This is a genomic window from Rhodococcus shunpengi (genome assembly GCF_048381395.1).
GTDB lineage: Bacteria > Actinomycetota > Actinomycetes > Mycobacteriales > Mycobacteriaceae > Rhodococcus.
In genome coordinates, this window is the sequence record NZ_JBLWIU010000012.1 from 354,177 (window position 1) to 380,461 (window position 26,285).

Consider the following 26,285-nt stretch of genomic DNA (forward strand, 5'->3'; position numbering starts at 1 on the left):
ATACGCGGCCGGTGGTGCCACCGGTCTGCGCGGGTGCGGGCACGTTCTACCCTGGTGGGAGCACTCACACGCCCGGCCGAGTAGATAGTGATCACCGTGACCCGTCCCGAACAGACCTCCCAGCACGAACCCGGCAGCACTCCGCAGCATCGGTACACCGCCGAGCTCGCGGGGCGGATCGAGCAGCGCTGGCAGGAGCTCTGGCGCGAGCGCGGCACCTTCCACGCTCCCAATCCGGTGGGCGATCTCGCGGGCGAGGTGCCCTCCGACAAGCTGTTCGTGCAGGACATGTTCCCGTACCCCTCGGGTTCGGGCCTGCACGTGGGGCACCCGCTCGGGTACATCGCCACCGACGTGTACGCGCGCTTCAACCGCATGCAGGGCCGCAACGTGCTGCACACCCTCGGTTACGACGCCTTCGGCCTGCCGGCCGAGCAGTACGCCGTGCAGACGGGCACGCACCCGCGCACGACCACCGAGGCCAACATCGGGAACATGAAGCGGCAGCTCTCCCGGCTCGGTCTCGGGCACGACGAGCGTCGCTCGGTCGCGACGACCGACGTCGACTTCTACCGCTGGACGCAGTGGATCTTCCTGACGATCTACAACGCCTGGTACGACCGCGAGGCCGGCCGGGCACGTCGCATCTCCGAACTCGAGGCCGAATTCGCCGACGGCACGCGTCGGCTCGAGGACGGACGCGACTGGGCGTCGCTGTCGGAGGGTGAGCGCGCCGACGTCATCGACTCGTACCGCCTGGTCTACCGGTCGGATTCGCTCGTCAACTGGTGCCCGGGCCTGGGCACGGTGCTCGCCAACGAGGAGGTCACGGCCGACGGCCGCTCCGAGCGCGGCAACTTCCCGGTCTTCCGGAAGAACCTGCGCCAGTGGATGATGCGGATCACCGCCTACTCCGACCGCCTGATCGACGATCTCGAGCACCTGGACTGGACCGACAAGGTCAAGTCCATGCAGCGCAACTGGATCGGGCGCTCGCACGGCGCTCAGGTGAAGTTCGCCGTCGCCGACCACGATTCGGCGATCGAGGTGTTCACGACCCGGCCCGACACCCTGTTCGGTGCCAGCTACGTGACCCTCGCTCCCGAGCACGAACTCGTCGACCGGATCGTCGGTGCGTCCTGGCCCGAGGGTGTCGACGAGCGCTGGACCGGCGGCGCCGCCGATCCGGCTGCCGCGGTCGCGGCCTACCGCGCGTCGATCGCCGCGAAGTCCGATCTCGAGCGGCAGGAGTCGAAGGAGAAGACCGGTGTGTTCCTCGGCGCCTACGCCGTGAACCCGGTCAACGGTGAGCGACTGCCGATCTTCATCGCCGACTACGTCCTCACCGGCTACGGTACCGGCGCGATCATGGCCGTTCCCGGCCACGACCAGCGCGACTGGGAGTTCGCGACCGCCTTCGGCCTGCCCGTCCGCGAGGTCATCTCCGGCGGCGACGTCACCGCCGAGGCGTACACCGGCGACGGCGTGCTGGTGAACTCCGGCCTGCTCGACGGTCTCGACGTCGCCGAGGCGAAGAAGACGATCGTCGCGAAACTCGAAGAGGACGGCGCCGGACGCGGCACCATCCAGTACAAGCTGCGCGACTGGCTGTTCGCGCGGCAGCGGTACTGGGGCGAGCCCTTCCCGATCGTCTACGACGAGCAGGGACGCGCCCATGCGCTGCCCGAATCCGCTCTGCCCGTGGAACTTCCGGAGGTCGAGGACTACGCGCCGGTCTCGTTCGATCCGGACGATGCCGATTCCGAACCGTCCCCGCCGCTCGCGAAGGCGGTCGACTGGATGAACGTCGAACTCGATCTCGGCGACGGCCTGAAGCGCTACACGCGCGACACCAACGTGATGCCGCAATGGGCCGGCAGCTCGTGGTACCAGCTGCGCTACATCGACCCCACCAATTCGGAAGCCTTCTGCGACAAGGAGAACGAGGCGTACTGGACCGGCCCGCGGCCGGAACTGCACGGTCCGAACGACCCGGGTGGCGTCGATCTCTACGTCGGCGGTGTCGAGCATGCGGTGCTGCACCTGCTGTACGCGCGGTTCTGGCACAAGGTGCTCTTCGACCTCGGCTACGTCACCTCCTCGGAGCCGTACCGTCGCCTGTTCAACCAGGGCTACATCCAGGCCTACGCCTACACCGACTCGCGCGGTGTGTACGTGCCGGCCGAGGAGGTCGTCGAGCGCGACGGCACGTTCTACTGGACCGGCCCGGACGGTGAGCAGGAGGTCGCTCGCGAGTACGGGAAGATGGGCAAGTCGCTCAAGAACTCCGTCAGCCCCGACCAGATCTTCGACGAGTACGGCGCCGACACCCTGCGCGTCTACGAGATGTCGATGGGTCCGCTCGATCAGTCGCGTCCGTGGGCGACCAAGGACGTCGTCGGCGCGCACCGCTTCCTGCAGCGCGTGTGGCGTCTGGTCGTCGAGGAGGAGAGCGGCGCGCTGCGCGTCACCGACGACACCCCCGGCGACGACACGCTGCGGGCGCTCAACAAGACGGTCGCGGGTGTGTCCGACGACTTCACCCATCTGCGCGACAACACGGCGATCGCCAAGCTCATCGAGTACACGAACCACCTGACGAAGCAGTACCCGTCGGGTGCGCCGCGCAGCGCCGTCGAACCGCTCGTGCTCATGCTCGGCCCGGTCGCCCCGCACCTCGCCGAGGAGATGTGGTCGCGTCTCGGACACACCGAATCGCTTGCACACGGCCCGTTCCCGGTCGCCGACGAGAAGTGGCTCGTCGAGGACAGCGTCGAGTACCCGATCCAGGTCAACGGCAAGGTGCGCAGCCGCATCACCGTCCCGGCCGACGCCACGCCCGACGCGATCGAGGCCGCTGTGCTCGCGGACGAGAAGATCGCCGACCTGCTCGGCGGTGCCGCACCACGCAAGGTGATCGTGGTTCCCGGCAAGATGGTCAATGTCGTGAAGTAGCAACACTTCCGACGGCCGAGACCCCGGTGCACCGGATGCACCGGGGTCTCGTCGTCTGTGCTGTGCGCTCGGATTTCACCGAGAGTGCTTCTCGCTCAGGGGTTCTTGTGTTCGATCTTCTCGAACTCGGCGACCTCGCCCGCATCGTGTGCGCGCTCCTCCGCCTCCTTCGCCTCGAGCTGCTTGGCGACGGCATCCTTGAGGGAGATCTTGGCGGGCTCGGCGGCCTCCTCCTCGGCCTTGCGGATGCGCTCCTCGTCCTTCTTCTTCGCCGTCTCGGCGGCACGGCGCTTCGCGGCGGCCTCCTGATCGGCCTTCGCGGTCTCGGCGGCCTTCTTCTGCTCGGCTTCCTTCTCCGCCTGCTTCGCGCGTTCCTGCGCGCGTTCGCGGGCCTGCTGGACCTCCTTCTCGCGGTCGCGTCGTGCGGCTTCCTGCTCGGCCTCGGCCCGCTCACGCGTCCGGCGGAGTTCGGCGTCCGCCGCCCGCTTCTCGGCCGCGGCCTGAGCGTCGAGCTTCTCCGCGCGCTTCACCGCGTCGGCACGTTCGGTGGCGAGTGCCCCGCGCGTGGCGATCTCCTGGTCGTCGAGCACGCTGCCGACGATGCCGTCCAGCATGCCCAGCCCCCGCTCGTACATCAGGCGCGGCGGGGCGTCGGTAGGCAGGAACCGCAACTGCTGCTCGATCAATCCCAGCGGGAAGCGGGCGATCTTGTACTGCAGTCGCAGAACGCTCTTGGGCAGAGTGGCGAGGTTCATGGGCGCATCTCCAACTTCGATGGGGGTACAGCTCCGGTAGGGAATGTCGGTGGTGTTCGTCAGTGATCCGGCTCGTCGGTCAGCGTGCGTTCGAGGGCTTCGGCCTTGCGACGTTCCTCTTCGGCCTGGAGGCGTGCACGTTCGGCGTCGTGGGAGGCGCGTCGGTGGTCCTCGTCGGCGGCCGCGACCTCTGCGGCGGCATCCGTGACCTGCTCCTTCTCCTCACGGCGTGCCCGCTGTTCCGCGGCCGTGGCCTCGCGGGCGGCGTCGGATCGCCCTCGGACGATGTTCTCCTCTTGTTCGAGCTCGGCGGCCTGTTTGCGGACCCGTGCCTCCCGCTCGGCCTGCGACTCGACGGCGTCGGTCCGCTGCTGCACGGCCTCGCGTTCCTGCTGTCCGGCCTCGCGGACGGCGTCGAGCTGCTCGACCGCCTCGTCGCTCTCGGCCTCGGCCATGTGCGAGAGGGTGTCGGCCTTCCTGGTCTGCCGGGCCTGCTCCTGCTCGAGACGGCCTTCCGTGGTGAGGGAGTCGTTGCCGGTCAGAGCGCCGGCGACCTCCTTCGCCTTGCCGAACACGGTCTGCTTCAACCCGAGGCGTGCCTTGTCGGCCGGACCAGGGCGAGCCCTGTCGGATGGGCTGTCTTCGACCACGGTCATCTCCTTCCGTACGGGACACGAAGGGGACGGCCCCATGGCTTGGGGTAGCCAGACGCGGTCGGCTTCAATCCTCGGGAGTCTCGAGAGGGCGGATGTGCGCGCCGACGAAGTCGACGACATCGCCCAGGACCTCGTCCCGGTTCGTCTCGTTGAAGATCTCGTGCCGTGCCTCGGGATAGGTCTTCGACGACGACCCGCGACCTGCCAGCGACGACCATCCGGTGGCGGTGCCGTCGAGGGGAACCAGTCGATCGTCCTCGCCGTGCAACCACAGCACGGGCACGTCGTCGATGGCACCTGCGGCGGTGATCGTGTCGATGCAGGTCTTCAGTGCCTGCACGGTGGTGCGCTTGAACGGGCCGTGCCAGACGAGCGGGTCGGCCACATAGGCGCGACCCACCTCGGGATCGCGGGAGAGGGTGGACGGATCGATGGGGGTATCGGGGATCTCTTCGGCCGTGAGCAGGGCGTCGACGGCCGCCCACCTGCCGAGGACCGGGCCGGACAGAACCACCGCGGCCAGTTCCGAGCCGTATCGCTGCGCGTACCGGGCGGCGATCATGCCGCCCATCGAGTGTCCGACGAGCACGACCGGCAGGTCGGGATGCTCGCGGCGCGCCGTGAGATCGAGCAGACGGAAGTCGTCGACCACCTTCTCGAAGTCGTCGATGAGGACGCGCTCGCCGTCGCTGAGACCGTGACCGATGTGGTCCACCGCGTAGACGGCGGCGCCGTCGGCGACGAGGCGCGCGGCCACGTACTCGTAGCGTCCGCAGTGCTCGCCGTAGCCGTGGCACAGCAGCACCACGTAGCGGGGGGTCTCACCGACCCACGTGCGGGCAGCGAGGGCGCCGGCGTGTCCGTCGAGGGTGAAGGCGACAGCGTCGATCATCGGGTCTCCGATCGTTCTGGGTGATGGCGATGTCATCGTCCTCCGGCGCGGGGTCTTCCGAGTGGGAATCGCGAGTGCATCCGCGGATCCGGCCCACTACCGTCGAATTGAAACGTGTTCCAGATTCGAACGAAGGAGATCTCATGGCACCGAGTCGGGACGCGATCCGCGCCACCGTCGAGAACTATGTGAAGTCCGTGGCCTCGGGCACCGTCGACGATGTCCTCGCCCTGTACGCGCCGGGCGCGACGGTCGAGGATCCGGTCGGCACGCCGGTCCGCGCCACCGAGGCCGAGATCCGCGAGTTCTACGGCGTGGTCGAACCGCTCGCGCAGACCGGTGAGCTGATCACCCTCAAGATTGCGGCGAGCAACGCCGCTTTCGTGTTCCGTCTGGTCACGCACCTGGGTGAGCAGGATCTGATCATGGAGGTCGTCGACGTGATGACCTTCGACGACGACGCGAGGATCACGAGCATGAGGGCGTTCTGGAGCCAGGAGGACATGCAGACCGTCCCCGCCTCCTGATGGACGGCCGCATCGTCGAGGTCGATGGTTTCACGTGGAACATCGACGATCGGGGCGACGGACCCGCGGTCGTCATGTGCCACGGATTCCCCGGCCTGGGGTACAGCTACCGGCACCAGTTCGCGCCGCTCGTCGACGCCGGCTACCGTGCCGTCGCCCCCGACATGCCAGGCTACGGCCGGACCGACCGGCCGCGGAAGGTCGAGGAGTACACGAACGTCGCGGTCGCCGATCGCCTCGTCCGACTGCTCGACGTCCTCGGGATCGACAGCGCGGTCGTCGTCGGTCACGACTTCGGTGCGCCCGTCGCGTGGACGACGGCGCTGCGACATCCGGATCGCGTCGCCGGTCTCGTCCTGCTCGCCGTGCCCTACTCGCCGGACCGGATGCCCGCGCGACCCAGCGAGATCTTCCGCGGTCTCGCCGACAAGCACTTCCTCCACCTCCACTACTTCCAGGAACCGGGAGTCGCGGAGGCGGAACTCGATCCCCGCCCGCGCGAATTCCTGCAGCGGTTGTTCTTCGCGCTGTCGGGCGGATACCGTTATCTCGACGTGTGGTCGCATCCGTCCGAGGGACGCGGATATCTCGACGTGCTGCCCACCGCTCCCGTGCTGCCGTGGGACTGGCTCGGCGACGACGAACTCGCGTACTACGCGGCCGAGTTCGCCCGCACCGGATTCGGTGGAGGTCTGTCCTGGTACCGCGCCTACGACGCCAACTGGGAGGCGTCGCGTCCCTACGAGGGCGCGAAGGTGCAGGTACCGACGCTGTTCGTGGCGGGCGACCGGGATCCCGTCGTCGCGATGTCGGGGTCGTCGGCGCTCGAACGGATGCGTGCCTTCGTCCCCGATCTGCGCGGTGTCCACCTGCTCGAGGACGCGGGGCATTTCGTGCAGATGGAACGTCGCGACGAGGTGAACGACCTTCTCCTGCGTTTCCTCTCCGGGATCCGGATACCGACGAGAACCGTCGAACAGCACTTTCACCGGCGATCATCGACCTAGCATGGCGGCGTGGCCAGCGACACGGTTCGTGGATTCGGTCTGGCACTCGCCCTGACGGCACTGGTGGCGGGTGCCTGCTCGTCGGGCGGTTCGGTCGAGACGACGACGCCCGTGCAACTGCATGTCGCGACCGCGCAGGACGACCCGTGGACGCCGCGTCTGGTGCCGCCGCAGGTGCCGGTCGCGGTGCCGCCCCCACCCCCCGAAGTCGTCGAGGACGGCGGCGACCCGGTCACCGCCACCGCCGGGGCTCCGGCCGTTCCCGGCGATCGGCCCGCCCTCTACGGGGGCAGTCTCGACCGGCCCCTGTGCGACCGCGAAGCACTCGTCCTTCATCTGGAGGAGGATCCGGCCAAGGCCGAAGCGTGGCGCGGTGTCCTCGGCGTGCCCGACATCCGTGGCTACACCGACACCCTCACGGCGGTCCTGTTGCGCGCCGACACCCGGGTGACCATGCACGAGTACCGCGACGGTGCGGCACGGCCCGTGCAGTCGCTGCTCGAGCGCGGCACGATCGTCCTCGTCGACGAACTCGGTGTTCCGCGCGTGCGGTGCGTGCGCGGCAATCCCCTGTCCGCGCCGGTGCTCACCGGCAACGACGAACTCGAAGGCCCGAAATGGCCCGGTCTGAACGCCGAGCGGATGTTCGTCGTCCAGCCCGCCGCGACTGCCGTGCGGGAGCTGGAGGTCGTCGACATCACGACCGGCGCGATGGTCCCCGTGCCGGTGGGTGAGGCTCTGCCGAAGACCACGGCTCCGGCCGCACCGGAGACCACGGAGGAAACCCTCCCGGAGACCGAGGCACTGCAGGCACCCGTTCCCGCACCGCGGCGTGCTCCGGTGCCGGAAGCCGCGGCACCACCACCGCCTCCTCCCCCGGAACCGCCGCCTCCGCCTCCGCCCGCTCCGGAGCCACCGCCACCGCCGCCGGCTCCGGAACCCGCTCCGGCTCCGGCTCCGGCTCCGGCACCGGCACCTCCGCCGGCGCCGCGAGCTCCTGCGCCGCCGCCTCCGCAGATCCAGATCCAGATCCCGGGCGCTCCCCCGGTGGTGATTCCGCTGCCCTTCTGAGCCGTCGGCCGTTCCGAGCCGTCAGCTCTTTCGAGTTGTCAGCGAGGACGCAGAACGACCTCGGTGGGGTGGGCGTCGACCGGCGCCTCGACGACCTGCCGCACCGCACGCGCCACTGTGCCGGGGCTGAGGAACTGCGACGGGTCGTACTCACGACCTTCCGACGCGACGATCGCGCGCTGCATGTCGGTGTCGATCCGGCCCGGGTGGATCGAGGTGACCCGCAGCGCGGGTTCCTCCTCGCGCAGCGCGTCGCCGAACGCCCGCAGTGCGAACTTGCTCGCGGCATAGGCACCCCAGCCGGGGCGAACACGCAGACCCGCCCCCGAGTTGATGAGCACCACGTGGCCGTTCGCGGCCCGTAGGGCCGGCAGCAACACCTGCGTCAGGGCGACGACGGCGACGACGTTCGCCTCGAACGTCTCGCGCCACTGCCGGGGCTCGCTGTCGGCGATCGTGCCCAGTTCGGCGACACCGGCGTTGTGGACGAGGACGTCGAGCCGGTCGATGTCGGCGGCGGCCGCGGCGACGGCGTCGTGATCGAGCAGGTCCACGGGCCACGGTGTGGCGTCGGGCAGTTCCTCGAGGATCGCATCGAGCGACTCGCGACGTCGGCCGCCGAGGAGCAGATCGTGGGTGGGAGCGAGTTCGTGGGCGATCGCGGCGCCGAGACCGCGACCCCCTCCGGTGACGAGAGCTGTGGGGCGCATGATCACGAGCCTAGGAAGCAGACGGTGGGGCGGCCACCGCACCGTGCTCGAGACCGGCCAGGATCTCGGCGAGCCGGTCGTCCGGTGGGGTCTCCACCGCCGGGTCGCGCGGGAACCGGAGTTCGAGGAACGCCTTGGGTCGCGACAGCACGTACTCGCGCGCCAGATTCCTCAGCCGCGTGCGCAGCCGCACGTCGTTCGCGGCGCGGACTCCGGCGATGTCGATGCCCGCCCGCCGGCACAACGCCACCGCGCGCGGAAGGTGGAAGCCCTGGGTCGTGATCAGTGCCTGCCGCACGCCGTAGGTGGCCACGGCGCGCCGGGCGGTGTCGTAGGTGTCGAGACCGTACGGATCGGCGACGATCCGTTCCCGGTTCACACCCTGCTCGACGAGATACGCGATCATCGCCTCGATCTCGTCGCCCGAGGTTCCGGCCCCGTCGCCCGAGACGAGCACGGCCTGCACCCGTCCCCGTTCCATCAACGCGACCGCGATGTCGAGGCGGCTACGGAGCACCCGCATCGGACGGCCCTCGTGCACCCGCGCGCCCGGCACGATCACCACCGGGGCGGGCGGCGCGTCGTCCACCTCGTACATGAGGTCCTTCGCCTCCGACGCAACGCGGGCGGAGACGAGTGTCAGCGCGGACACCGCACCGACGACCAGTGCGGAGACCGCACCGAGGGGGGACGACGACCGGACGGATTCGAGCATGCGTCCCAGATTACGGACGCCCGGCGGCCACAATGGAGGGGTGGACCCCGTCGACGCACTCCGCGAAGTCGCCTTCTGGCTCGAACGTGAACACGCCGACACCTACCGTGTGCAGGCCTATCGACGCGCGGCGGAGGTGCTCGCCGAGGTGAGCGACCCCAAGCGGGAGGTGCTGCGGAAGACCGACTCGTGGACCGATCTGCCGGGCGTCGGGAAGAAGACCGCGACCGTCATCCGCGAGTCGTTCGACGGAGTACCCGCCTATCTCGAGCAGTTGCGCGAGGAGGCCGACCCGATCGGACGCGGCGGCCGCGATCTGCTCGAGTCCCTGCGCGGCGACCTGCACACCCACTCGAACTGGTCCGACGGCGGCAGCCCCATCGACGAGATGCACCGTGTCGCGTCGACGATGATCGGGCACGAGTACTTCGCCCTCACCGACCACTCCCCTCGCCTGAAGGTCGCGAACGGCCTCACCGCGGAGCGGCTGCGCTCGCAGCTCGCCATCGTCGCGGAGATCAACGAGAACAGCAGTGGTGCACGGATTCTCGCGGGTATCGAGGTCGACATCCTCGATGACGGGTCGCTCGACCAGGACGAAGGGCTGCTCGCCGAACTCGATGTCGTCGTCGCGAGCGTGCACTCGAACCTGCGGGCCGACCGGTCGGCGATGACGAAACGCATGCTGCGTGCGGCGGCGAATCCCCACGTCGACGTCCTCGGGCACTGCACCGGCCGGCTCGTCGCCGGAGGTCGCGGAAGCCGTGCCGAGTCGAAGTTCGACGCCGAAAAAGTCTTCGCCGCGTGTCGCGACCACGACACCGCCGTCGAGATCAACTGCCGGCCCGAACGCCGCGACCCGCCGTCGCGTCTCATCGACCTCGCGCTCGAGACGGACTGCCTGTTCTCCATCGACACCGATGCGCACGCACCCGGGCAGCTCGACTGGCTCGGGTACGGTTGCGAACGTGCCGTCGAGCGGGGTGTCGAACCCGAACAGGTGATCAACACCTGGGAGGTCGACGACCTGCTGGCGTGGACCGACAGGTAGGGGATGCGCGTGGAACACGTCGACGTACTGATCGTGGGAGCCGGACTGTCCGGCATCGATGCCGGTTACCGGTTGCAGACACAGTGCCCGGATCTCGGGTACGCCATCCTCGAGAGTCGCGACGCGATCGGTGGTACGTGGGATCTGTTCCGCTATCCGGGGATCCGGTCGGACAGCGACATGTACACGCTCGGCTTCCCGTTCCGCCCGTGGCGGGGCGAGAAATCCATCGCCGACGGTCCCGACATCCTGCAGTACATCCGAGACACCGCCGCCGAATTCGGTATCGACCAGCGTATCCGATTCGGCCACAAGGTGATCGACGCATCCTGGTCGTCCGCGGACGCACGGTGGACGGTGCGTGCCTCGACCGGGCAGGGCACGGTCGAGATGTCCTGCTCCTTCCTCTATCTCTGCAGCGGCTACTACAGCTACGAGTCCGGTTACCTCCCCGACATCCCCGGCCTGCAGGACTTCGCGGGCACGGTCGTGCATCCGCAGTTCTGGCCCGAGAACCTCGACTACGAGGGGAAGAAGATCGTGGTGATCGGCAGCGGCGCCACGGCCGTCACGCTCGTGCCCGCCCTGGCGGAGAAGGCCGAGCACGTGACGATGCTGCAGCGCTCCCCCACCTACGTGATGTCACTGCCCGCGCGCGACCCGATCGCGACGCGGATACGACGCCTGTTGCCGGACAAGGTGGCCCATCGCGCGGTGCGGACGAAGAACGTCGTGGTCAATCTCGGCTTCTACCAGTTCTGTCAGCGGTTCCCTTCGGCCGCGAAAGGCGTGCTGCGCACCCTCACCGAACGTCGCCTGCGCGGCAGGATCCCGGTCGATCCCCACTTCTCACCGCGCTACGACCCGTGGGATCAGCGACTGTGCGTGGTCCCCGACTCCGACCTGTTCCGCACCCTGCGTGCGGAGAAGGCCGAGATCGTCACCGACCGGATCGACACCGTCACCGAGAAGAGCGTCCGCCTCGAGTCCGGTCGCGAACTCGAGGCCGAGATCCTGATCCCCGCAACGGGTCTGCAACTGGTTCCTGCCGGCGGAATCGAGTTCGTCGTCGACGGGGAGAAGATCGACCTCTCGACCCGGTTCATCTACCGCGGCATGATGCTCGACGGTCTGCCCAATGCCGCGATGTGCCTCGGCTACACCAACGCCTCGTGGACCCTGCGTGCCGATCTCGCGTCCCTCTACGTGTGCCGGTTACTGCGGTACATGCGCCGCAACGGCTACCGCTCGGCGGTGCCGAGATATTCGGGCGACGGTCGCACCCGTCCGCTGCTCGGTCTCGACGCCGGGTACATCCACCGGGCGGAAAGTGCTCTTCCCAAGCAGGGTTCGCGCAGCCCGTGGCTGATGCGGCAGAACTATCTCCTCGACCTGCCCACCATGCGGTTCGGGCGTATCGACGAATCGATGCAGTTCACGCCCTGACCGTCAGCGTCGGCGCGCCGCCAGGTGGACGTCGGGGAAGCGATGGTCGGCGTCGGGACGGCTGACCGTCCGCCACACCTCGTCGAAACCGGCGTCGGACAACACCGCGGCGAGACGATCAGGGTGCCACTGCCACGCCGGCGCCACCGCGTGATCGAACTCGATCACTTCGCCGGGGGTGTCGGTGGTCTGGCCCGCGACGAGCGCCACGCCCCCGGACGGAATCCTCTCCGCCCACCCGTCGAGGATCCCGGGGATCTCGGACGGCGGAACATGGATGAGGCTGCACCGCGCGATGATCGCGCTCGGAACCACTTCGCGGAGTTCGTCGGACCCGAGTCGTGCATCGTCCCGGACGAATCGCAGCGCGGAGTGTGCGCCTCGCGCGATGCGCAGCATCTCGGTGCTGGGATCGAGGCCGATCACGTCGAGTCCGCGTTCGGCGAGGTCCGCGGCCACGTATCCGGGTCCGCAGCCCACATCCAGCACGACACCCTGCACCGGGCTCTGCCGCACCATCTCGGCGAAGGCGGCGACGGTGTGGCGTTCGAGGGGCGTCAGGTACGGATCGGGGAACAGCTCGACGTACAGATCCGCGAGGGCATCGTATCCGGGCTGGGTCACTTCGGCATGGTACGACGGTGTCGCGATGAGTTCGACCCCGTTCGCAGGTCCTACCCACCACGAGGCAGTGACCACGGGAGGGGATTCATGATCATCGTCGCAGGACATCTCACCGTCGACGCCGACAGGCGTGAGTTCTATCTGGCGACCTGCAGGTCCGTCGTCGAGGCCGCCCGCAGAGCGCCGGGCTGCCTCGACTTCGCCGTCACTGCAGACCTGATCGAACCCGACCGCGTCTGCATCTACGAACGGTGGGAGTCACGGGCACAGCTCGACGACTTCCGCGGTAGCGGACCCGGCGACGATCAGACCCGGGAGATTCGGTCGATGGAGGTCTCCGAATACCTCGTCCCGGATGTGCTGCCGTCGAACGAGTAGTTCTCGTCGCAGATCCCGCCGGAGCTCGACAGGATCTGCGCACGCGGTCAGCGTTGCTCGAGCTTCTCGTCGGGATACCGCGCGAACCGGCCGGCGTCGCGCTCGTGCACGGGACCGTCGCTGTCCCAGGGCCATCCACCGAATCCGGTGCGGCGGTAGTCCTCGAACGCCTGCCGGACGCCCGCCTCGTCGTTGAGCACGAACGGGCCGTACGAGACGACGGGTTCGCCGATCGGGCGACCCTGCAGCATCAGGATCTGCGTGCCCTCGTCGCCGCCGGTGAGGTGCACCGGTACCGACGCGTCGACGACGACCCCGTGCCCGGACTCGATCGTCCGATCGCCGATCCGCACGGGGGAACCGTTGTACACGTAGAGGACCCGCTGCGTCTGCTCACCGCGCGCGACCGGCAGTTCCCAGCGCGCACCGGACGACAGGTCGATGTTCCAGATCGCCACGTCGGTGCCGGGTCGGGACGCCCACGAATTCGGCGGGGGCGGCGGCGGAGTCGCGTCGTCGAGTTCACCGGCGATGACGCGGACGGAGGCGGTGTGCCCGTCCTCGTCCGCGACCGTCACGGTGGGGGTGTCCTCGTTCCACAGCATCGAGAAGTGCGGGTCGACGGTCTTCGACTCGGCGGGCAGGTTCAGCCAGATCTGGAACAGTTCGAGGGGATTGTCCGAATCCTCGTTCAGCAGAGGGAACATCTCGCTGTGGACAATTCCGTTGCCGGCGGTGAGCCACTGCGTGTCGCCCTCACCGAAACGCGCCGCCGCACCCACCGAATCGGAGTGGTCGACGAACCCCGAGCGGACGAAGGTGACCGTCTCGAAGCCGCGGTGCGGGTGGCCGGGGAATCCCGGGACGGTGGTGCCGTGGTACATGCTCCAGCCCGCAGGGTTGCCGAAGTCCTGGCCGAGCGGGCGGCCGTCGAGCGACGCGTCGGGTCCGAGTTCGTCGTTGCCCGCCGGATACGCGTCGACGTGGTGTGCGACGAACAGGAAGGGATCGATCGTCTGCCAGGGCATACCGAGCCGGAAGACCTGGAGTACCGGAGTAGGGGCTGCTGACGTCATGACCCGTGCAACTCCGTGCCCGTGCTCTTTGTTCCGGGCGGTGTGATGGCCTCGCTGTCGTCGAGCACGCGCGCCCCGGCGGCGAACTTCTCGACCTGGTCACCCAGTCGGATCTGCGCGGGGACGGCCCCGCCGAGCAGGTCGCGGGCCAGGGCCGGGGAGTCACCGAGCGGCAGGTCGCTGCCGGCGATGACGACGTTGCCGTAGCGACGTCCCTTGAGCATCGCGGGGTCGGCGATGATCACGGTGTGTTCGAAGACCTCACCGATCGTCGCGGCCTCGCGTTTCGCGACGGTCAGGTCGCGGAAGTCGCCGCAGTTGACGACGTAGACACCACCGGGTGCGAGCACGCGCCGGGCGTGCTGAGTGAACTGGAGGGTCGTGAGTGCGACGGGAGTGCGGTTGTAGGCGAAGACATCCCGCACGATCACGTCGCGGCTCGCGTCGGAGAGCGAGGTGAGGACCTGGCGGGCCTCCCCCACCCGGATGCGCAGCAACGGGGCGCGGGGCAGATCGAACCAGTGGCGGACGAGTTCGGCGAGGCGGCCGTCGATCTCGACGACGACCTGCCGAGCGTCGGGGTAGACCGCGGCGAAGTAGCGCGCCATCGTGCACGCACCCCCACCGAGGTGCAGCACGCGCAATCTCGAGTCGCGTTCGAACCTGCTCTCGACGAGCATCGCGATCCACCGCATGTACTCGAACTCGAGCAGGGCCGGATCGCTCAGGTCGATGTGCGAACTGGGCACCCCGTTGATCTCGAGTACCCATCCGTCGGCGAGATAGCGGTCCTTGACGAGCTCGCACGTACCCGTGTCGATGTCGTACAACCCCTCGACCGGGCCGCCCGGTGCACCCGTCTTCTCCTTGCGCGGCGACGATGCGGCGCGGCCACCTCGTTGCCTGCTCATACGACGAGCCTAGTACCGGCCACCCGGTGTCCGATCAGAGGCGGAGGTCCTCCTTGCGCATCATCGAGGTGGCCACGACGCTGATCACGGAGGTGAGGACGAGATAACCGCAGGCGAGCCAGGGACCGCCGGCCACGGCGATGAGCGCGGTGAGGATCATCGGGGTGATGCCCGACGCGTAGACGCCGGAGAACTGGTAGACGACCGACAGGCCCGTGTAGCGGATCTCCGCCGGGTACAGGCTCGCGTACAACGTTCCCTGCGCGCCGTAGAACAGGGCGTGGACGACGCCGAACACGAGGATCATCGCGGCGGCGAACCAGAACAGGTTGTTCGTGCCGAACAGGGCGAAGGTCGGGAACACCGCGATGCCGTAGGCGGCGATGCCGACGGTGTAGATCTGCTTCGCGCCGAACCGGTCGACCAGCGTGCCCGACACCGGGAGCAGCGCGGCCATGACCAGCGCGGCGAGGGTGACGACGAGGAGCACCGGCACCTTGGCGAAGTCGAGGTCGTTGGTGGCGTAGGTGATGGCGAAGACACCCCACGTGTTGAACGCCGCGCCCTCACCCCACCGCGACAGCAGACCGAGGACGGTGCTGCGACGCACGCCGGGTCGGAAGACGTCCACGAGCGGAGCCGACGACTTCTTCGCGAGTTCCTGCACCTCGCGGAAGGCAGGGGTCTCGTCGACCTTCAGACGCACGACGAAACCGACGGCGACGAGGACCAGGCTGAGCAGGAATGCGATCCGCCAGCCGTACGACAGGAACTGCTGCTCGTCGAAGATCACCTGCAGGGCCGCGAAGACCGCGGTGCCCAACGCGAGACCGAGCGCGAGGCCCACCTGCGGGATGCTGCCGAACAGGCCGCGCTTCTTCTCCGGGCTGTGCTCGACGGCGAGCAGGACGGCCCCGGCCCATTCACCACCGAGAGCGAAGCCCTGCAGGATGCGCAGCAGGAGCAGCAGGATCGGTGCGACCACACCCACCTGCGCATACGTGGGCAGGATGCCCATCAGCGCGGTGGCGGCGCCCATGATGAACATCGTCAGCGCGAGGGTCTTCTTGCGTCCGATCCGGTCACCGATGTGGCCGAAGACGACACCGCCGATGGGGCGGACCACGAAACCCACGGCGAAGGTCGCGAAGGCCAGCATCGTGCCGACGAACGAACTCTGGTCGGGGAAGAACAGCTGGTTGAACACCAGGCTCGCGGCCGTCGCGTACAGGAAGAAGTCGTACCACTCGACCGTCGTACCGAGCAGACTCGCCGCGACCACAGTGCGTAGTCTCTTGCGGCGATCGAGATCGGACTCGGGTGCGGAACTGGGCTGTGACAGCGTGGTCATGGACTCGATTCCCGGTGGTGGACAGCGTGCAACCCGGCGACGCTAACCACGCCCGCCGCCTTCACGCACGGGTTCCGATCATGCTGATCGCAAATGTTGCCGGGCACCCTCCGGGGCTGTTCTCCTGGACATCACGCTTGCCTGTCGTCGACTCGAGGACTTCGTCTTGTCTCTGCATATGCACTGGTTCCTGCCTACTTACGGCGACTCGCGAAACCTCATGGCAGGAGGCCACGGCAGTTCGATGTCGGGCGATCGTCCGGCGACGCTGCGCTACCTGAACCAGATCGCCGCCGCTGCGGAGTCGAGCGGCTTCGAATCGGTCCTCACCCCCACCGGCGCGTGGTGCGAGGATGCGTGGCTGACGACGGCGATGCTCATCGACACCACCGAGACCCTCAAGTTCCTCGTCGCACTGCGCCCCGGGCTCATCAGCCCCACGCTGGCCGCGCAGATGGCCGCGACCTTCCAGTGGCAGTCGCAGGGACGCCTGCTCCTCAACGTCGTCACCGGCGGAGAGGACCACGAACAGCGCACCTTCGGCGACTTCCTCGACAAGAATCAGCGCTACGCGCGCTGCGGCGAATACCTCGACGTGATCAAGCGCCTGTGGGCGGGCAACGGCCCGGTCGACTTCGAGGGCGAGTACATCCAGGTTCGGAACGCCCAACTCCAGCGCATCCCCGATCCGGTGCCGCCGCTCTTCTTCGGCGGGTCCTCTCCCGCCGCGGGCACCGTCGCGTCGCAGTTCTGCGACACCTACCTCACGTGGGGTGAGCCGCCGGCTGCCGTCGCCGACAAGATCGCGTGGATCCGCGGCCTCGCCGACATCCAGGGCCGCACCCTGGACTACGGCATCCGCCTGCACGTCATCAGCCGCGACACCTCCGAGGAGGCCTGGGCCGAGGCCGATCGCCTGCTCTCCGCGCTCGACCCCGCGACGATCGAGAAGGCCCAGCAGAGTCTGGCCCGTTCCGGTTCCGAAGGTCAGCGACGGATGGTCGAGTTGCACGGTGGCGGCAGCGCCTACGCCGCGAGCAAGGACGCCCGCAGCCTCGAGGTCGCCCCCAACCTGTGGGCGGGTGTCGGTCTGGTCCGTGGTGGCGCGGGCACCGCGCTCGTGGGTTCCCACGAGGAGGTCGCCGACCGTATCGCCGAGTACGCCGAGATCGGTCTCGACCACTTCGTGCTGTCGGGCCACCCGCATCTCGAGGAGGCCTACCGCTTCGGTGAGGGCGTGCGCCCGATCCTCGAGCGTCGTGGCCTGCTCGCACCGGCCTCCCGTCGAGCGGGCGACCTGTCGGGTTCGACGGCCTTCCTGCCCTCGGCTCACTGACCACCATCCGTCAGCTCGGTACAGCGCCGGCACGAAATGTGTCGGCGCTGTTACAGCTGCGGCCCTCGTCGTGCGGATCCGTCCGCAGCGCAGAGAATGGGGGCCATGCCGGACCGAGGATTCACGTCCACACAGCTCGCCGCACGCGCGGCGTACCTGTTGCGTGGGAACGACCTGGGCACCATGACGAGTGCCGCTCCCAAGCTTTATCCACACATGTGGAGTTGGGATGCGGCGTTCGTCGCCGTGGGGCTCGCGCCGCTCAGTGTCGAACGGGCGGTGGTCGAACTCGACACCCTGCTCTCGGCGCAGTGGAAGAACGGGATGATCCCGCACATCGTCTTCGCCAACGGTGTCGACGGCTACTTCCCCGGCCCGGCGCGCTGGGCGGTCTCCGAGCTGGCCGCGCACGCACCCGCCCAGGTGCAGACCTCGGGCATTACCCAGCCTCCCGTGCACGCCATCGCCGTGCAGCGCATCCTCGAGCATTCGCGACGGCACGGCCGCTCGACACGTGCTGTCGCCGAGGAGTTCCTGGATCGCCGGTGGGCGGATCTGGTGCGCTGGCACCGCTGGCTCGCGCACGCGCGCGATCTCGACGGCAACGGCCGTATCGCGCTGTACCACGGGTGGGAGTCGGGCATGGACAACTCCCCGCGCTGGGATACGGCGTACGCCAACGTCATCGCCGGTCCGGTGCCGCCCTTCCATCGCGAGGATCTCGAGCACGTCGCCGACGCCACCCAGCGACCCACCGACCGTGAATACGCGCGTTATCTGTGGTTGCTCGAGGAGATGAAGACGGCGCGCTACGAGGACGGCGTGCTCGCGAAGGCCATGAGCTTCGCGGTCGAGGACGTCTTCGTCAGCGCGGTGTTCTCGCTGTCGTGCGAGGTGCTCGCGACCATCGGTGAGGAGCATTCCCGTCCCAACGCGGATGTGCGCGAGCTGCATTCGTGGGCCGAACGGTTCCGGAAGGGCGTGATCGCCACGACCGATCCGCGGACGGGCGCGGCGAAGGATTTCGACCTGCGCAGCGGGAAGTGGGTCGCCACCGACACTCTCGCGATGTTCGCTCCGCTGCTGTGCGGTGGCCTCGACCGGCAGACCGAGCGGGCACTGCTGCGCACCTTCGAAGGGCCGAAATTCTGCGGGCATCCGGATCTTCGCTATGCGGTACCGCCGTCGACGTCTCCCGTCTCGGGCGACTTCCGTCCCCGCGAGTACTGGCGCGGACCGGTGTGGCCCGTGATGACGTGGCTGTTCTCGTGGGCGTTCGCCCGTCGCGGCTGGGCCGAACGCGCGAACGTGCTTCGTGCGGAAGGACTCCGGCAAGCGAGCGACGGCACCTTCGCCGAGTACTACGAGCCGTTCACCGGCGACCCGCTCGGCAGCATGCAGCAGTCGTGGACCGCCGCAGCGGTATTGGACTGGCTCGGATGACCTGTGCGTGGTTCCGGTAGCGAGCGCCGTAGCGAGCGCCACCGAAACCACGCACGAGGTGTCAGACCCCGATACGTCCGCCGTCGGACTTCCACGCCGCGACCACGGCAGGACGCGGCTGGGAGTCGCCGCCGTCGGGCCAGTGCGAGGCCGGCGATGCCCACGACGCGTCGTCCGTCTCCCCGGGATGCTGCACGCACACCACGACCCGGCCGTCCTGCACGATCGGCCCGCACGTCTCGGCGCCGATCGGCACGGTGAGGAACTGCTTCGTCTCACCGCGGCGCGGTCCGTCGAGGACGACGCTGAACAATCCGTCGTTGGAGCCGAGTGCATTGCCGTCGGTGGAGATCCACAGGTTGCCGTACGAATCGAAGGCCAGGTTGTCGGGGCACGAGATCGGACTGACCTGCGACTTGTCGAAGCCGCCGAAATAGGTGTCGGCCTCGTTCGGGTCCCCGCACACGAGCAGCAGCGTCCACGTGAAGGACGTACCCGCATGGTCGTCGTCGATCTCGAGGACCTGACCGTTCTTGTTGTTCTCGCGTGGATTCGCCTCGTCGGCCGGGGCGGCGCCGTCGACGCCGCGCTTGGTGTTGTTGGTGAGTGCGACGTAGACCTTGCCGGTGACCGGATTCGGTTCGAAGTCCTCGGGGCGATCCATCTTCGTCGCCCCCACCCGGTCGCCCGCGAGGCGGGTGAACACCGCGACCTCCTCGGCGCTCATGCCGTCGACCAGCGACTCGGCGCTGCCGTCCTCGTTCGCGCGCAGCAGCGGGATCCACTCGCCGCTGCCGCGGAACTCGCCGGACTCGGGAAGCGTTCCGGATCCGTCGATCTCGTCCGGATGGTCGCCACTGAGCTTCGCGACATAGAGCGTGCCGGCGTCGAGCAGGGTCATGTTGTGCCGCATCGCCGCTCGCGAGTTCCCGGGTTGCATCTTCCGCGACGAGACGAACTTGTACATGTAGTCGAAGCGTTCGTCGTCACCGCTGTACGACACGACAGTGCCGTCGTCGGTGATGTGGACGGTGGCCGCCTCGTGCTTGAACCGTCCCAGTGCGGTGTGCTTGACGGGCACCGAATTCGGGTCCCACGGATCGATCTCGACGATCCACCCGAACCGGTTGACCTCGTTGGGTTCCGCGGCGATGTCGAAGCGCCGGTCGAATCGTTCCCACTTCCGTTCGGTTTCCGCGCCCTCGAGTCCGTACCGGGCGAGACGTTCGGCGACGACGGGGTCGGTCACACTCTCGGCGTTGGCGAAGTACTGGTTGAAGTTCTCCTCGCCCGACAGCACGGTGCCCCACGGCGTGAGCCCGCCGGCGCAGTTGTTGAACGTCCCCGCGACCCGCGTGCCCGTCGGGTCGGCGGTGGTCTTCAGCAGGTCGCTGCCCGCGGCCGGACCGGTGAGGAGGAACTCGGTGGTTCCGGTGATACGACGGTTGTACTCGCCGAATTCCGGTGTCAGGCGGCCGGTCCCGGTCTCGCCCTTCACCTGGACGACCGACAGTCCGTGACCGGCGATGCCGGTGCGTATCTGCTCCTCGGTGGGGTCGTCCGCGTCGTAGTCGGCGAACATGAAGGGCTCGGTGGTGTATTCGTGATTGACGACGAGCAGGTAGGTGTCGGGTCGGCCGTCCACCGGGAGCAGACCGGCGAAGTCGTTGTTGAACCCGAACTGCTTCTCCTGCGCGGTCGCCGTCTGGTTGCCGATGTCGAAGGCCGGTGCATCGGGCAGCACCGGATCGCCCCACCGGATGACGACGTCGTTCTCGTATCCTTCCGGAACCGTCACCGCGTCATCGGTGTTCGGCGCGACCGCTGTGAAGTTCGTGCCGTCGGGCACCGGCCCGAGGTCGCCTGCCGCCCCCGCGTCACTACCGGCGGCCGCGGCGGAATCGTCCGCACAGGCCGTCAGAACGCCACCGGCGCCGACGGCGAGCACGGCCATGGCACCGCCCCGCAGGACCCCGCGACGCGAGACGGCCGCGCGCACGATGTCGCCGAAATATTCACCGCGGGAGGTGTTCGGGACGGCGTGCGAACAGGCATCCCCGCACTTGTACTTGCACGTGATGTTCGAGCGCGACGATATGCCGTCGTGCGTGACGAACAAGGGCAGGACTCTACGGGCCACAACGTTCTCCTCGGAAATCGGTTCGACGCCGGAACCGTAGGAGCGTCAGGCGAGTCGGACGGAACGAGAAGGTGAACACCCGATGAGCATTCGGCGGCCGTGAGACGGCGGTCACAGAACGGGCCGAGGTCAGCCCGGAGCGATGCGGTCGAGATCCACGATCGGCCGGACCTCGGGACGGTCGTCATCGAAGAACTCGTCGTCCGGTGGCGCCTCCTCGTCGTCCTCGACCCGGCCGGGCCTGCCGTCGACGAAGGGCACCACCCGGTTCGTGATCGCCGTGTTGTATTCCGCAGGGGCCTGGATGGGATTGGCGTGTCCGGTGCGATCGAGTTTCGACACCAGCAGCGTGCCGTCGACACCGCCGGACTGGTCGATCAGGATGCGGTGGCTGTACTCGACGTCGACGACGTTGTCGGCCATGGCATTCCGTGGCCGGAGGAACGCTATGGCGGGACGGATCTTGTCGTCGCGTTCGTCGGCGAGCGCCCGCAGGTTGTCGATCGCACCGGAGGCGACGATCGCCCGGAACTGCGACTCGATCAGCCCGTTGCTCGCGGCGTCGGTGGAGAAGATCTTGTCGTTGAGCACCTCGACCGCGACGTCGCGCAACTCTTCGGTGTCGATACGGCGGTACCACCGGTCCGAAGGGAGCACGAAACGGTCCATGCGGGCGACGACCTCGACGAGCATGCGCATGCTGCGGCTCTCCCGCGCGCCGGGCAGCCAGCCGATCCAACGCAACAGGTCCTCGCCGGCGTCACGTGCGTCGGCCCGGACAGCGTGCAGGTCCAGCGGAGTGCAGTCCAGAATGACGCCGGTGACCTCGAGTGGGGTGTCCTGATACAGGTGCTGGGCGACCTCGAGAGCGATGATCCCACCCATACTGTGCCCGGTGAGCACGATGTTCTCGATCCCGGACCATACCGCACGTTCGTGGATCAGGCGGCTGACGACGGCGGTGTCGAGACCGCTGTTGTCGTACTCGACCGCCCACACCTGCCCGAGTTCGCTCAGTGCGGGCAGTGCCGTGGCGGTCTCGGTCGCGTCGAGATTGCCCAGGCCCACGAGGTCGACGACCGCCGTGTCGCGGTCCTCCCGCGCCGCCGCGTCGTGGATCGGATGTAGTTGCGGCTGCGTGAGAGCGAGTCGCTCACGGACCGGCGCGACGTCCCACGCCCAGTACTGGGTGAACAGGGCGACGAGCGGGAGCGCCGCGACGGCCGTGCGCGCGAGGACTCGTCGGAACCGGCCGAACCGCACCCAGTGATGACCGGTGCGGGTGTCGCGGAGACGTCGCCGCCGACGACCGTCGTCCCAGTCGTCGGCGGTGCAGGGCGGTAACCATGGTGCGTTCGACATGCACCACCGATGATACTGACGATGATCAGCTGAGCCCTGTCAGCGGCGGTGCGGAGTTCTCGTCGCGCCATGCGATCGCTTCACGCAGTTCGGTGAGGTCGTAGTCGGGACCACCGACACCCACAGTGAACTGCGTGATACCGAGATCGACATAGGACGGTGCGGCCTCGGCACCGGGCCACGAGGTGGAGCGTTCGATGTCCTCGGGGCGACGACCGGTCTCGGCGCAGCGCTGCGCGAGGATCCCGGACTTCTCGGCGTGGGTCTCCAGCTCACCGAAGCTGTGCCAGATGTCGGCGTACTTCGCGACCATCGGCAGTGTCTTCTTCGGGCCGCCGCCACCGATGAGGATGGGAATGTGCCGGGTGGGCTGCGGGTTCAGCTTGCCCAGTCGGTTGACGATGCGAGGCATGTACTCGGCAAGCAGGGCGAGCCGGGAGCCCTTGGTGCCGAATTCGTAACCGTACTCGTCGTAGTCCCGCTCGAACCAGCCCGCGCCGATGCCGAGGATGAGCCGCCCGCCGCTGATGTGGTCGACGGTGCGGGCCATGTCGGCGAGCAGATCGGGGTTTCGGTACCCGCCGCCGGTGACGAGTGCGCCGATCTCCACCTGTTCGGTCTGTTCGGCCCATGCGCCGAGCATCGTCCAGCATTCGAAGTGCGCGCCGTCGGGATCGCCGTAGAGGGGGTAGAAGTGGTCCCAGTTGAACACGATGTCGGCGCCGGCATCCTCGGCGCGGAGCACGGTGTCGCGGATGACCCCGTAATCGGGTTGCTGCTGGGGCTGTAGTTGGAGTCCGATGCGAAGGGGGCGCGTCATGGGATCCACGTTAAGGCAACATCTCGTATCGTCGCCCGAGTTCCCGCAGGAAGGACTCGAGAACGAGGTCGAAGCTCTCGGCGTCGATCTCGGCCGCGTACTCACGGAGCCGATGCGCCTGCGACAGATGCGGATACCGCTCGTTGTAGGTGTCGATGTGATCGTCGAATCCGCCCGCGAACGAGGTGATCGCGGAGCCGATGACGATGTACTTGATCGAGGCACCGATCATCGTCGCGAAGCGGGGCGGCCAGCCGGCGCGGGTGAGGCCGCCGTGGATGGCATCGGACGCCTGGAGGGAGACGGGCCGAGTGCCGGGGCTCGCGGCGAGGAAGGGCACCATGTTCGGGTGCGCGGCGAGCGCGTCCCGGTAGGTGCGGGCCCAACGTCGGAGCGCTTCCTGCCAGTCGTCCTCGGCGAACCCGCTGACGTCGACCGATTCGCCGATGGCGTCGGCGATGTCGTCGAGGAGCTCCTCCTTGGTGGCGTAGTGGCTGTACAGCGACGGGGCGCGAACACCCAGTTCGGCGGCGATCCGACGCATCGAGACGGCGTCGAGGCCGTGCTCGTCGACGAGTCGCAGCGTGACGTCGCGGATGAGTTCACGGCTGAGCAGAGGCGTGCGCGGGCGCGCCATCCATCGTCCTCCTTCCGGCCCGGCCTGGACGAGCTAACAATGTAAGGTTAGTTTGGAATCGCGAGAAGCGCTACGGCGCCGGCATCCCTGGAAGGCCCCTCCATGAACCTGAAGCTCACCGAGGAGGAGCGTGCGTTCCGCGACGAACTGCGCACCTTCTTCACCACCGAGATCCCCGCCGAAGTGCGTGCGAAGACCGCCTCCGGCACCCCGCTGGGCAAGGACGACTACGTCGCTGTCCAGCGCATCCTGCATTCGCGCGGCCTCGCCGTTCCCAACTGGCCCGTCGAATGGGGCGGTCAGGACTGGACGCCGATGCAGCGCAACATCTGGCTCAGCGAGCTGCAGCTCGCGTCGGTGCCCGACCCGCTGCCGTTCAACGCCTCCATGATCGGCCCGGTCATCGCGCAGTTCGGTTCGCAGGAGATGAAGGAACGCTTCCTCCCCGCCACCGCGAACCTCGACATCTGGTGGTGCCAGGGATTCTCCGAGCCCGAGGCCGGCTCCGACCTCGCGTCCCTCAAGACCCGTGCCGTCCGCGACGGTGACGACTACATCGTCAACGGGCAGAAGACGTGGACGACGCTCGCGCAGCACGCCGACTGGATCTTCTGCCTCGTCCGCACCGATCCGAACGCGAAGAAGCAGGCCGGCATCTCGATGCTGCTCTTCCCGATGGACACCCCGGGCGTCACCCGCCGTCCGATCAAGCTGATCGACGGTGGCTACGAGGTCAACGAGGTCTTCTTCGAGGACGTGCGCGTTCCCGCCGAGAACCTCGTCGGTGAGGAGAACACCGGCTGGACTCAGGCGAAGTTCCTGCTCGGCAACGAGCGCACCGGCATCGCCCGGGTCGGCGCCACCAAGGTCAAGCTCGCGCGGGCGAAGTCCCTCGCGGCCGAGACCCGCTACGGCAGCGGCTCGCTGCTCGACGACCCGATCTTCGCGGCACGCCTGGCCGAACTCGAGAACGAGTTGCTCGCTCTCGAGCTCACCCAGCTGCGCGTCGTCGCCGGCTCGGCCGACGGCAAGCCCAACCCGGCATCGTCGCTGCTCAAGATGCGCGGCTCCGAGCTGCAGCAGGCCGCGACCGAACTGCTCGTCGACATCGCCGGCCCCGATTCGCTGCCCGCTGGCGAGGTCGGTATCGACTCGCCCGACTGGGCGCAGCTGACGATGCCGACCTACCTCAACAACCGCAAGGTCACCATCTACGGCGGGTCGAACGAGGTACAGCGTTCGATCATCGCTTCCTCGATTCTCGGACTGTGAGGCCCCGGACATGAATTTCGAACTCGACACCGAACAGGACATGCTCCGCGCGACCGTCCGCGACCTGCTCTCCGGCGCGTACGACGTCGAGTCGCGCAACCGGGTGGCCGAAAGTGACCTGGGTTGGAATCGCGACGTGTGGAAGCAGCTTGCCGAACTCGGCGTGCTCGGCCTGCCCTTCGCGGAGGAACACGGCGGCATGGGAGCCGGGCCCGTGGAGGTCATGGCCGTCATGACCGAGATCGGCCGCGCCCTTGCACCCGAGCCCGTGCTCGACTGCGTCTACCTGCCCGGCCGGCTCGTCGCAGAGGTCGGTACCGACGCGCAGCGCTCCGACATCCTGCCGCGGCTGTCCGAGGGCACCGTGCTCCTCGCGTTCGCGCACGACGAGCCGGGCAGCCGCTGGCCGCACACCGAGGTGGCCACCACCGCGGCGCGCGACGGCGACTCCTGGACCGTCTCCGGCCGCAAGAACCCTGTGCTGCACGGTGATTGTGCCGACACTTTCATCGTCTCCGCGAAGCTCCCGGAGGGTGGCGTCGGACTGTTCGTCGTCGACGCATCGGCCGATGGTCTGGTCCGCACGCCGTACCGCACCCACGACGAGCGTCGCGGTGCGCAGCTCGTGCTCGACGACGTCGCGGCCACCCCGCTCGGTGAGGCGGCCGACGCGTCCGCCGCCATCACCGCGGCGCAGGTGCACGCGCAGGCGGCACTGTGCGCCGAGGCGGTCGGTGCCCTCGACTCCTCGGTGCAGCTGACGACGGGCTATCTCAAGCAGCGCAAGCAGTTCGGTGTGCCGCTGTCGATGTTCCAGGCACTCACCCACCGTGCGGCCGACATGTACGTGCTGTACGAGCTGGCGTCGAGCATGAGCCTGTACGCGACCATGGCCCTCGCCGACGGCATCGTCGACCCGACCATCGCCTCGCGCGCCAAGCTGCAGGTAGGCCGGTCCGCTCGGAAGATCGGCCAGGAGTCCGTGCAGATGCACGGCGGTATCGGTGTCACCGCCGAGCACTCCATCGGCCACTACCTGAGCCGCCTGACCGCGATCGAGCACACCCTCGGTACCATGGACGACCACCTGCGGGTGCTCGCCGGTGGCGTGAAGGACTACGAGCTCGTGGAGATCGCCGGAATGTGACCG

General features: G+C 68.2%; 24 protein-coding genes. 11 read left to right on the forward strand and 13 right to left on the reverse strand.

Features of this window, described 5'->3' with window-relative positions; all coding sequences use genetic code 11:
• Positions 1-87: 87 nt before the first annotated feature.
• A complete protein-coding gene (leuS, locus tag ACNJ7K_RS06860; RefSeq protein ID WP_487041393.1) occupies positions 88-2,955 on the forward strand; it encodes a leucine--tRNA ligase in 2,868 nt (955 codons plus the stop codon).
• A 95-nt stretch (positions 2,956-3,050) separates the two neighbouring features.
• On the opposite strand, the gene ACNJ7K_RS06865 is transcribed toward leuS, so the two are convergent.
• The 3 genes from ACNJ7K_RS06865 to ACNJ7K_RS06875 all read right to left on the reverse strand — a co-directional run bounded on the left by ACNJ7K_RS06865 (position 3,051) and on the right by ACNJ7K_RS06875 (position 5,258).
• Positions 3,051-3,710, reverse strand: a complete 660-nt coding sequence (locus tag ACNJ7K_RS06865; protein ID WP_159417131.1) for an IF2 family translation initiation factor — start codon at positions 3,708-3,710, stop codon at positions 3,051-3,053.
• A 59-nt stretch (positions 3,711-3,769) separates the two neighbouring features.
• The gene (locus ACNJ7K_RS06870; RefSeq protein ID WP_487041394.1) at positions 3,770-4,366 is read right to left on the reverse strand and encodes a CsbD family protein; all 597 of its coding nucleotides are present in this window, start codon (positions 4,364-4,366) and stop codon (positions 3,770-3,772) included.
• Between the two features lie 64 nt (positions 4,367-4,430).
• Positions 4,431-5,258 (reverse strand): lysophospholipase, encoded by an 828-nt coding sequence (locus ACNJ7K_RS06875; RefSeq protein ID WP_487041395.1) that lies wholly within the window; start codon positions 5,256-5,258, stop codon positions 4,431-4,433.
• Positions 5,259-5,401: 143 nt separating this feature from the next.
• Between ACNJ7K_RS06875 and ACNJ7K_RS06880 the strand changes: the two genes are divergently transcribed.
• Genes ACNJ7K_RS06880 through ACNJ7K_RS06890 form a run of 3 tightly spaced genes read left to right on the forward strand, consistent with a single transcriptional unit; the run spans position 5,402 to position 7,863 of the window.
• On the forward strand, positions 5,402-5,785 hold the full coding sequence (locus tag ACNJ7K_RS06880) for a nuclear transport factor 2 family protein (RefSeq protein WP_487041396.1): 384 nt from the start codon (positions 5,402-5,404) through the stop codon (positions 5,783-5,785).
• The gene (locus ACNJ7K_RS06885) at positions 5,785-6,792 is read left to right on the forward strand and encodes an alpha/beta fold hydrolase (RefSeq protein ID WP_487041397.1); all 1,008 of its coding nucleotides are present in this window, start codon (positions 5,785-5,787) and stop codon (positions 6,790-6,792) included. Before ACNJ7K_RS06880 ends, ACNJ7K_RS06885 begins: the two co-directional genes overlap by 1 nt.
• Before the next feature lie 9 nt (positions 6,793-6,801).
• Positions 6,802-7,863, forward strand: a complete 1,062-nt coding sequence (locus ACNJ7K_RS06890) for a DUF6777 domain-containing protein (RefSeq protein ID WP_487041398.1) — start codon at positions 6,802-6,804, stop codon at positions 7,861-7,863.
• A 38-nt stretch (positions 7,864-7,901) separates the two neighbouring features.
• Here ACNJ7K_RS06890 and ACNJ7K_RS06895 read toward each other — a convergent pair whose 3' ends face one another.
• Both ACNJ7K_RS06895 and ACNJ7K_RS06900 read right to left on the reverse strand, forming a co-directional pair.
• Positions 7,902-8,573 (reverse strand): SDR family oxidoreductase, encoded by a 672-nt coding sequence (locus ACNJ7K_RS06895; RefSeq protein WP_120283808.1) that lies wholly within the window; start codon positions 8,571-8,573, stop codon positions 7,902-7,904.
• A 10-nt stretch (positions 8,574-8,583) separates the two neighbouring features.
• Positions 8,584-9,288, reverse strand: coding sequence for a SanA/YdcF family protein (locus ACNJ7K_RS06900; protein WP_230789232.1), 705 nt, complete (start codon positions 9,286-9,288; stop codon positions 8,584-8,586).
• Positions 9,289-9,328: 40 nt separating this feature from the next.
• Here ACNJ7K_RS06900 and ACNJ7K_RS06905 point away from each other — a divergent pair, with 40 nt between their 5' ends.
• Positions 9,329-10,339: a PHP domain-containing protein gene (locus ACNJ7K_RS06905; protein ID WP_487041399.1), complete on the forward strand. Its 1,011-nt coding sequence runs from the start codon at positions 9,329-9,331 to the stop codon at positions 10,337-10,339.
• 3 nt (positions 10,340-10,342) lie between these two features.
• Complete coding sequence (locus ACNJ7K_RS06910) at positions 10,343-11,785, forward strand: flavin-containing monooxygenase (protein WP_487041400.1); 1,443 nt, start codon at positions 10,343-10,345, stop codon at positions 11,783-11,785.
• Positions 11,786-11,788: 3 nt separating this feature from the next.
• Here the strand turns inward: ACNJ7K_RS06910 and ACNJ7K_RS06915 are convergent, their stop codons facing one another.
• Complete coding sequence (locus tag ACNJ7K_RS06915) at positions 11,789-12,409, reverse strand: class I SAM-dependent methyltransferase (RefSeq protein WP_487041401.1); 621 nt, start codon at positions 12,407-12,409, stop codon at positions 11,789-11,791.
• An 87-nt stretch (positions 12,410-12,496) separates the two neighbouring features.
• Here ACNJ7K_RS06915 and ACNJ7K_RS06920 point away from each other — a divergent pair, with 87 nt between their 5' ends.
• Complete coding sequence (locus tag ACNJ7K_RS06920; protein ID WP_487041402.1) at positions 12,497-12,787, forward strand: putative quinol monooxygenase; 291 nt, start codon at positions 12,497-12,499, stop codon at positions 12,785-12,787.
• Between the two features lie 47 nt (positions 12,788-12,834).
• Here the strand turns inward: ACNJ7K_RS06920 and ACNJ7K_RS06925 are convergent, their stop codons facing one another.
• The 3 genes from ACNJ7K_RS06925 to ACNJ7K_RS06935 are packed head-to-tail and all read right to left on the reverse strand — an operon-like array spanning position 12,835 to position 16,125.
• The gene (locus ACNJ7K_RS06925) at positions 12,835-13,815 is read right to left on the reverse strand and encodes a pirin family protein (protein WP_487041563.1); all 981 of its coding nucleotides are present in this window, start codon (positions 13,813-13,815) and stop codon (positions 12,835-12,837) included.
• Between the two features lie 44 nt (positions 13,816-13,859).
• A complete protein-coding gene (locus ACNJ7K_RS06930; RefSeq protein WP_120280905.1) occupies positions 13,860-14,774 on the reverse strand; it encodes a spermidine synthase in 915 nt (304 codons plus the stop codon).
• Between the two features lie 34 nt (positions 14,775-14,808).
• Positions 14,809-16,125, reverse strand: a complete 1,317-nt coding sequence (locus ACNJ7K_RS06935) for an MFS transporter (RefSeq protein ID WP_487041403.1) — start codon at positions 16,123-16,125, stop codon at positions 14,809-14,811.
• Between the two features lie 166 nt (positions 16,126-16,291).
• Between ACNJ7K_RS06935 and ACNJ7K_RS06940 the strand changes: the two genes are divergently transcribed.
• Both ACNJ7K_RS06940 and ggh read left to right on the forward strand, forming a co-directional pair.
• A complete protein-coding gene (locus ACNJ7K_RS06940) occupies positions 16,292-17,461 on the forward strand; it encodes an LLM class flavin-dependent oxidoreductase (protein WP_487041404.1) in 1,170 nt (389 codons plus the stop codon).
• Between the two features lie 105 nt (positions 17,462-17,566).
• Positions 17,567-18,904 carry a glucosylglycerate hydrolase gene (gene ggh / locus ACNJ7K_RS06945; protein WP_487041405.1) on the forward strand — a complete coding sequence of 446 codons (1,338 nt, stop codon included), beginning with the start codon at positions 17,567-17,569 and terminating at the stop codon, positions 18,902-18,904.
• A 61-nt stretch (positions 18,905-18,965) separates the two neighbouring features.
• On the opposite strand, the gene ACNJ7K_RS06950 is transcribed toward ggh, so the two are convergent.
• The 4 genes from ACNJ7K_RS06950 to ACNJ7K_RS06965 all read right to left on the reverse strand — a co-directional run bounded on the left by ACNJ7K_RS06950 (position 18,966) and on the right by ACNJ7K_RS06965 (position 23,863).
• Positions 18,966-21,044 (reverse strand): PhoX family protein, encoded by a 2,079-nt coding sequence (locus tag ACNJ7K_RS06950; RefSeq protein ID WP_487041406.1) that lies wholly within the window; start codon positions 21,042-21,044, stop codon positions 18,966-18,968.
• Positions 21,045-21,173: 129 nt separating this feature from the next.
• Positions 21,174-22,406, reverse strand: coding sequence for an alpha/beta fold hydrolase (locus ACNJ7K_RS06955; RefSeq protein ID WP_487041407.1), 1,233 nt, complete (start codon positions 22,404-22,406; stop codon positions 21,174-21,176).
• 25 nt (positions 22,407-22,431) lie between these two features.
• Positions 22,432-23,226: an LLM class F420-dependent oxidoreductase gene (locus ACNJ7K_RS06960; RefSeq protein ID WP_159417146.1), complete on the reverse strand. Its 795-nt coding sequence runs from the start codon at positions 23,224-23,226 to the stop codon at positions 22,432-22,434.
• Positions 23,227-23,236: 10 nt separating this feature from the next.
• Positions 23,237-23,863 (reverse strand): TetR/AcrR family transcriptional regulator, encoded by a 627-nt coding sequence (locus ACNJ7K_RS06965; protein WP_159417147.1) that lies wholly within the window; start codon positions 23,861-23,863, stop codon positions 23,237-23,239.
• A 102-nt stretch (positions 23,864-23,965) separates the two neighbouring features.
• Between ACNJ7K_RS06965 and ACNJ7K_RS06970 the strand changes: the two genes are divergently transcribed.
• Positions 23,966-25,135 (forward strand): acyl-CoA dehydrogenase family protein, encoded by a 1,170-nt coding sequence (locus tag ACNJ7K_RS06970; RefSeq protein WP_487041408.1) that lies wholly within the window; start codon positions 23,966-23,968, stop codon positions 25,133-25,135.
• Between the two features lie 10 nt (positions 25,136-25,145).
• Positions 25,146-26,282 (forward strand): acyl-CoA dehydrogenase family protein, encoded by a 1,137-nt coding sequence (locus ACNJ7K_RS06975; protein WP_487041409.1) that lies wholly within the window; start codon positions 25,146-25,148, stop codon positions 26,280-26,282.
• Positions 26,283-26,285: the final 3 nt, after the last annotated feature.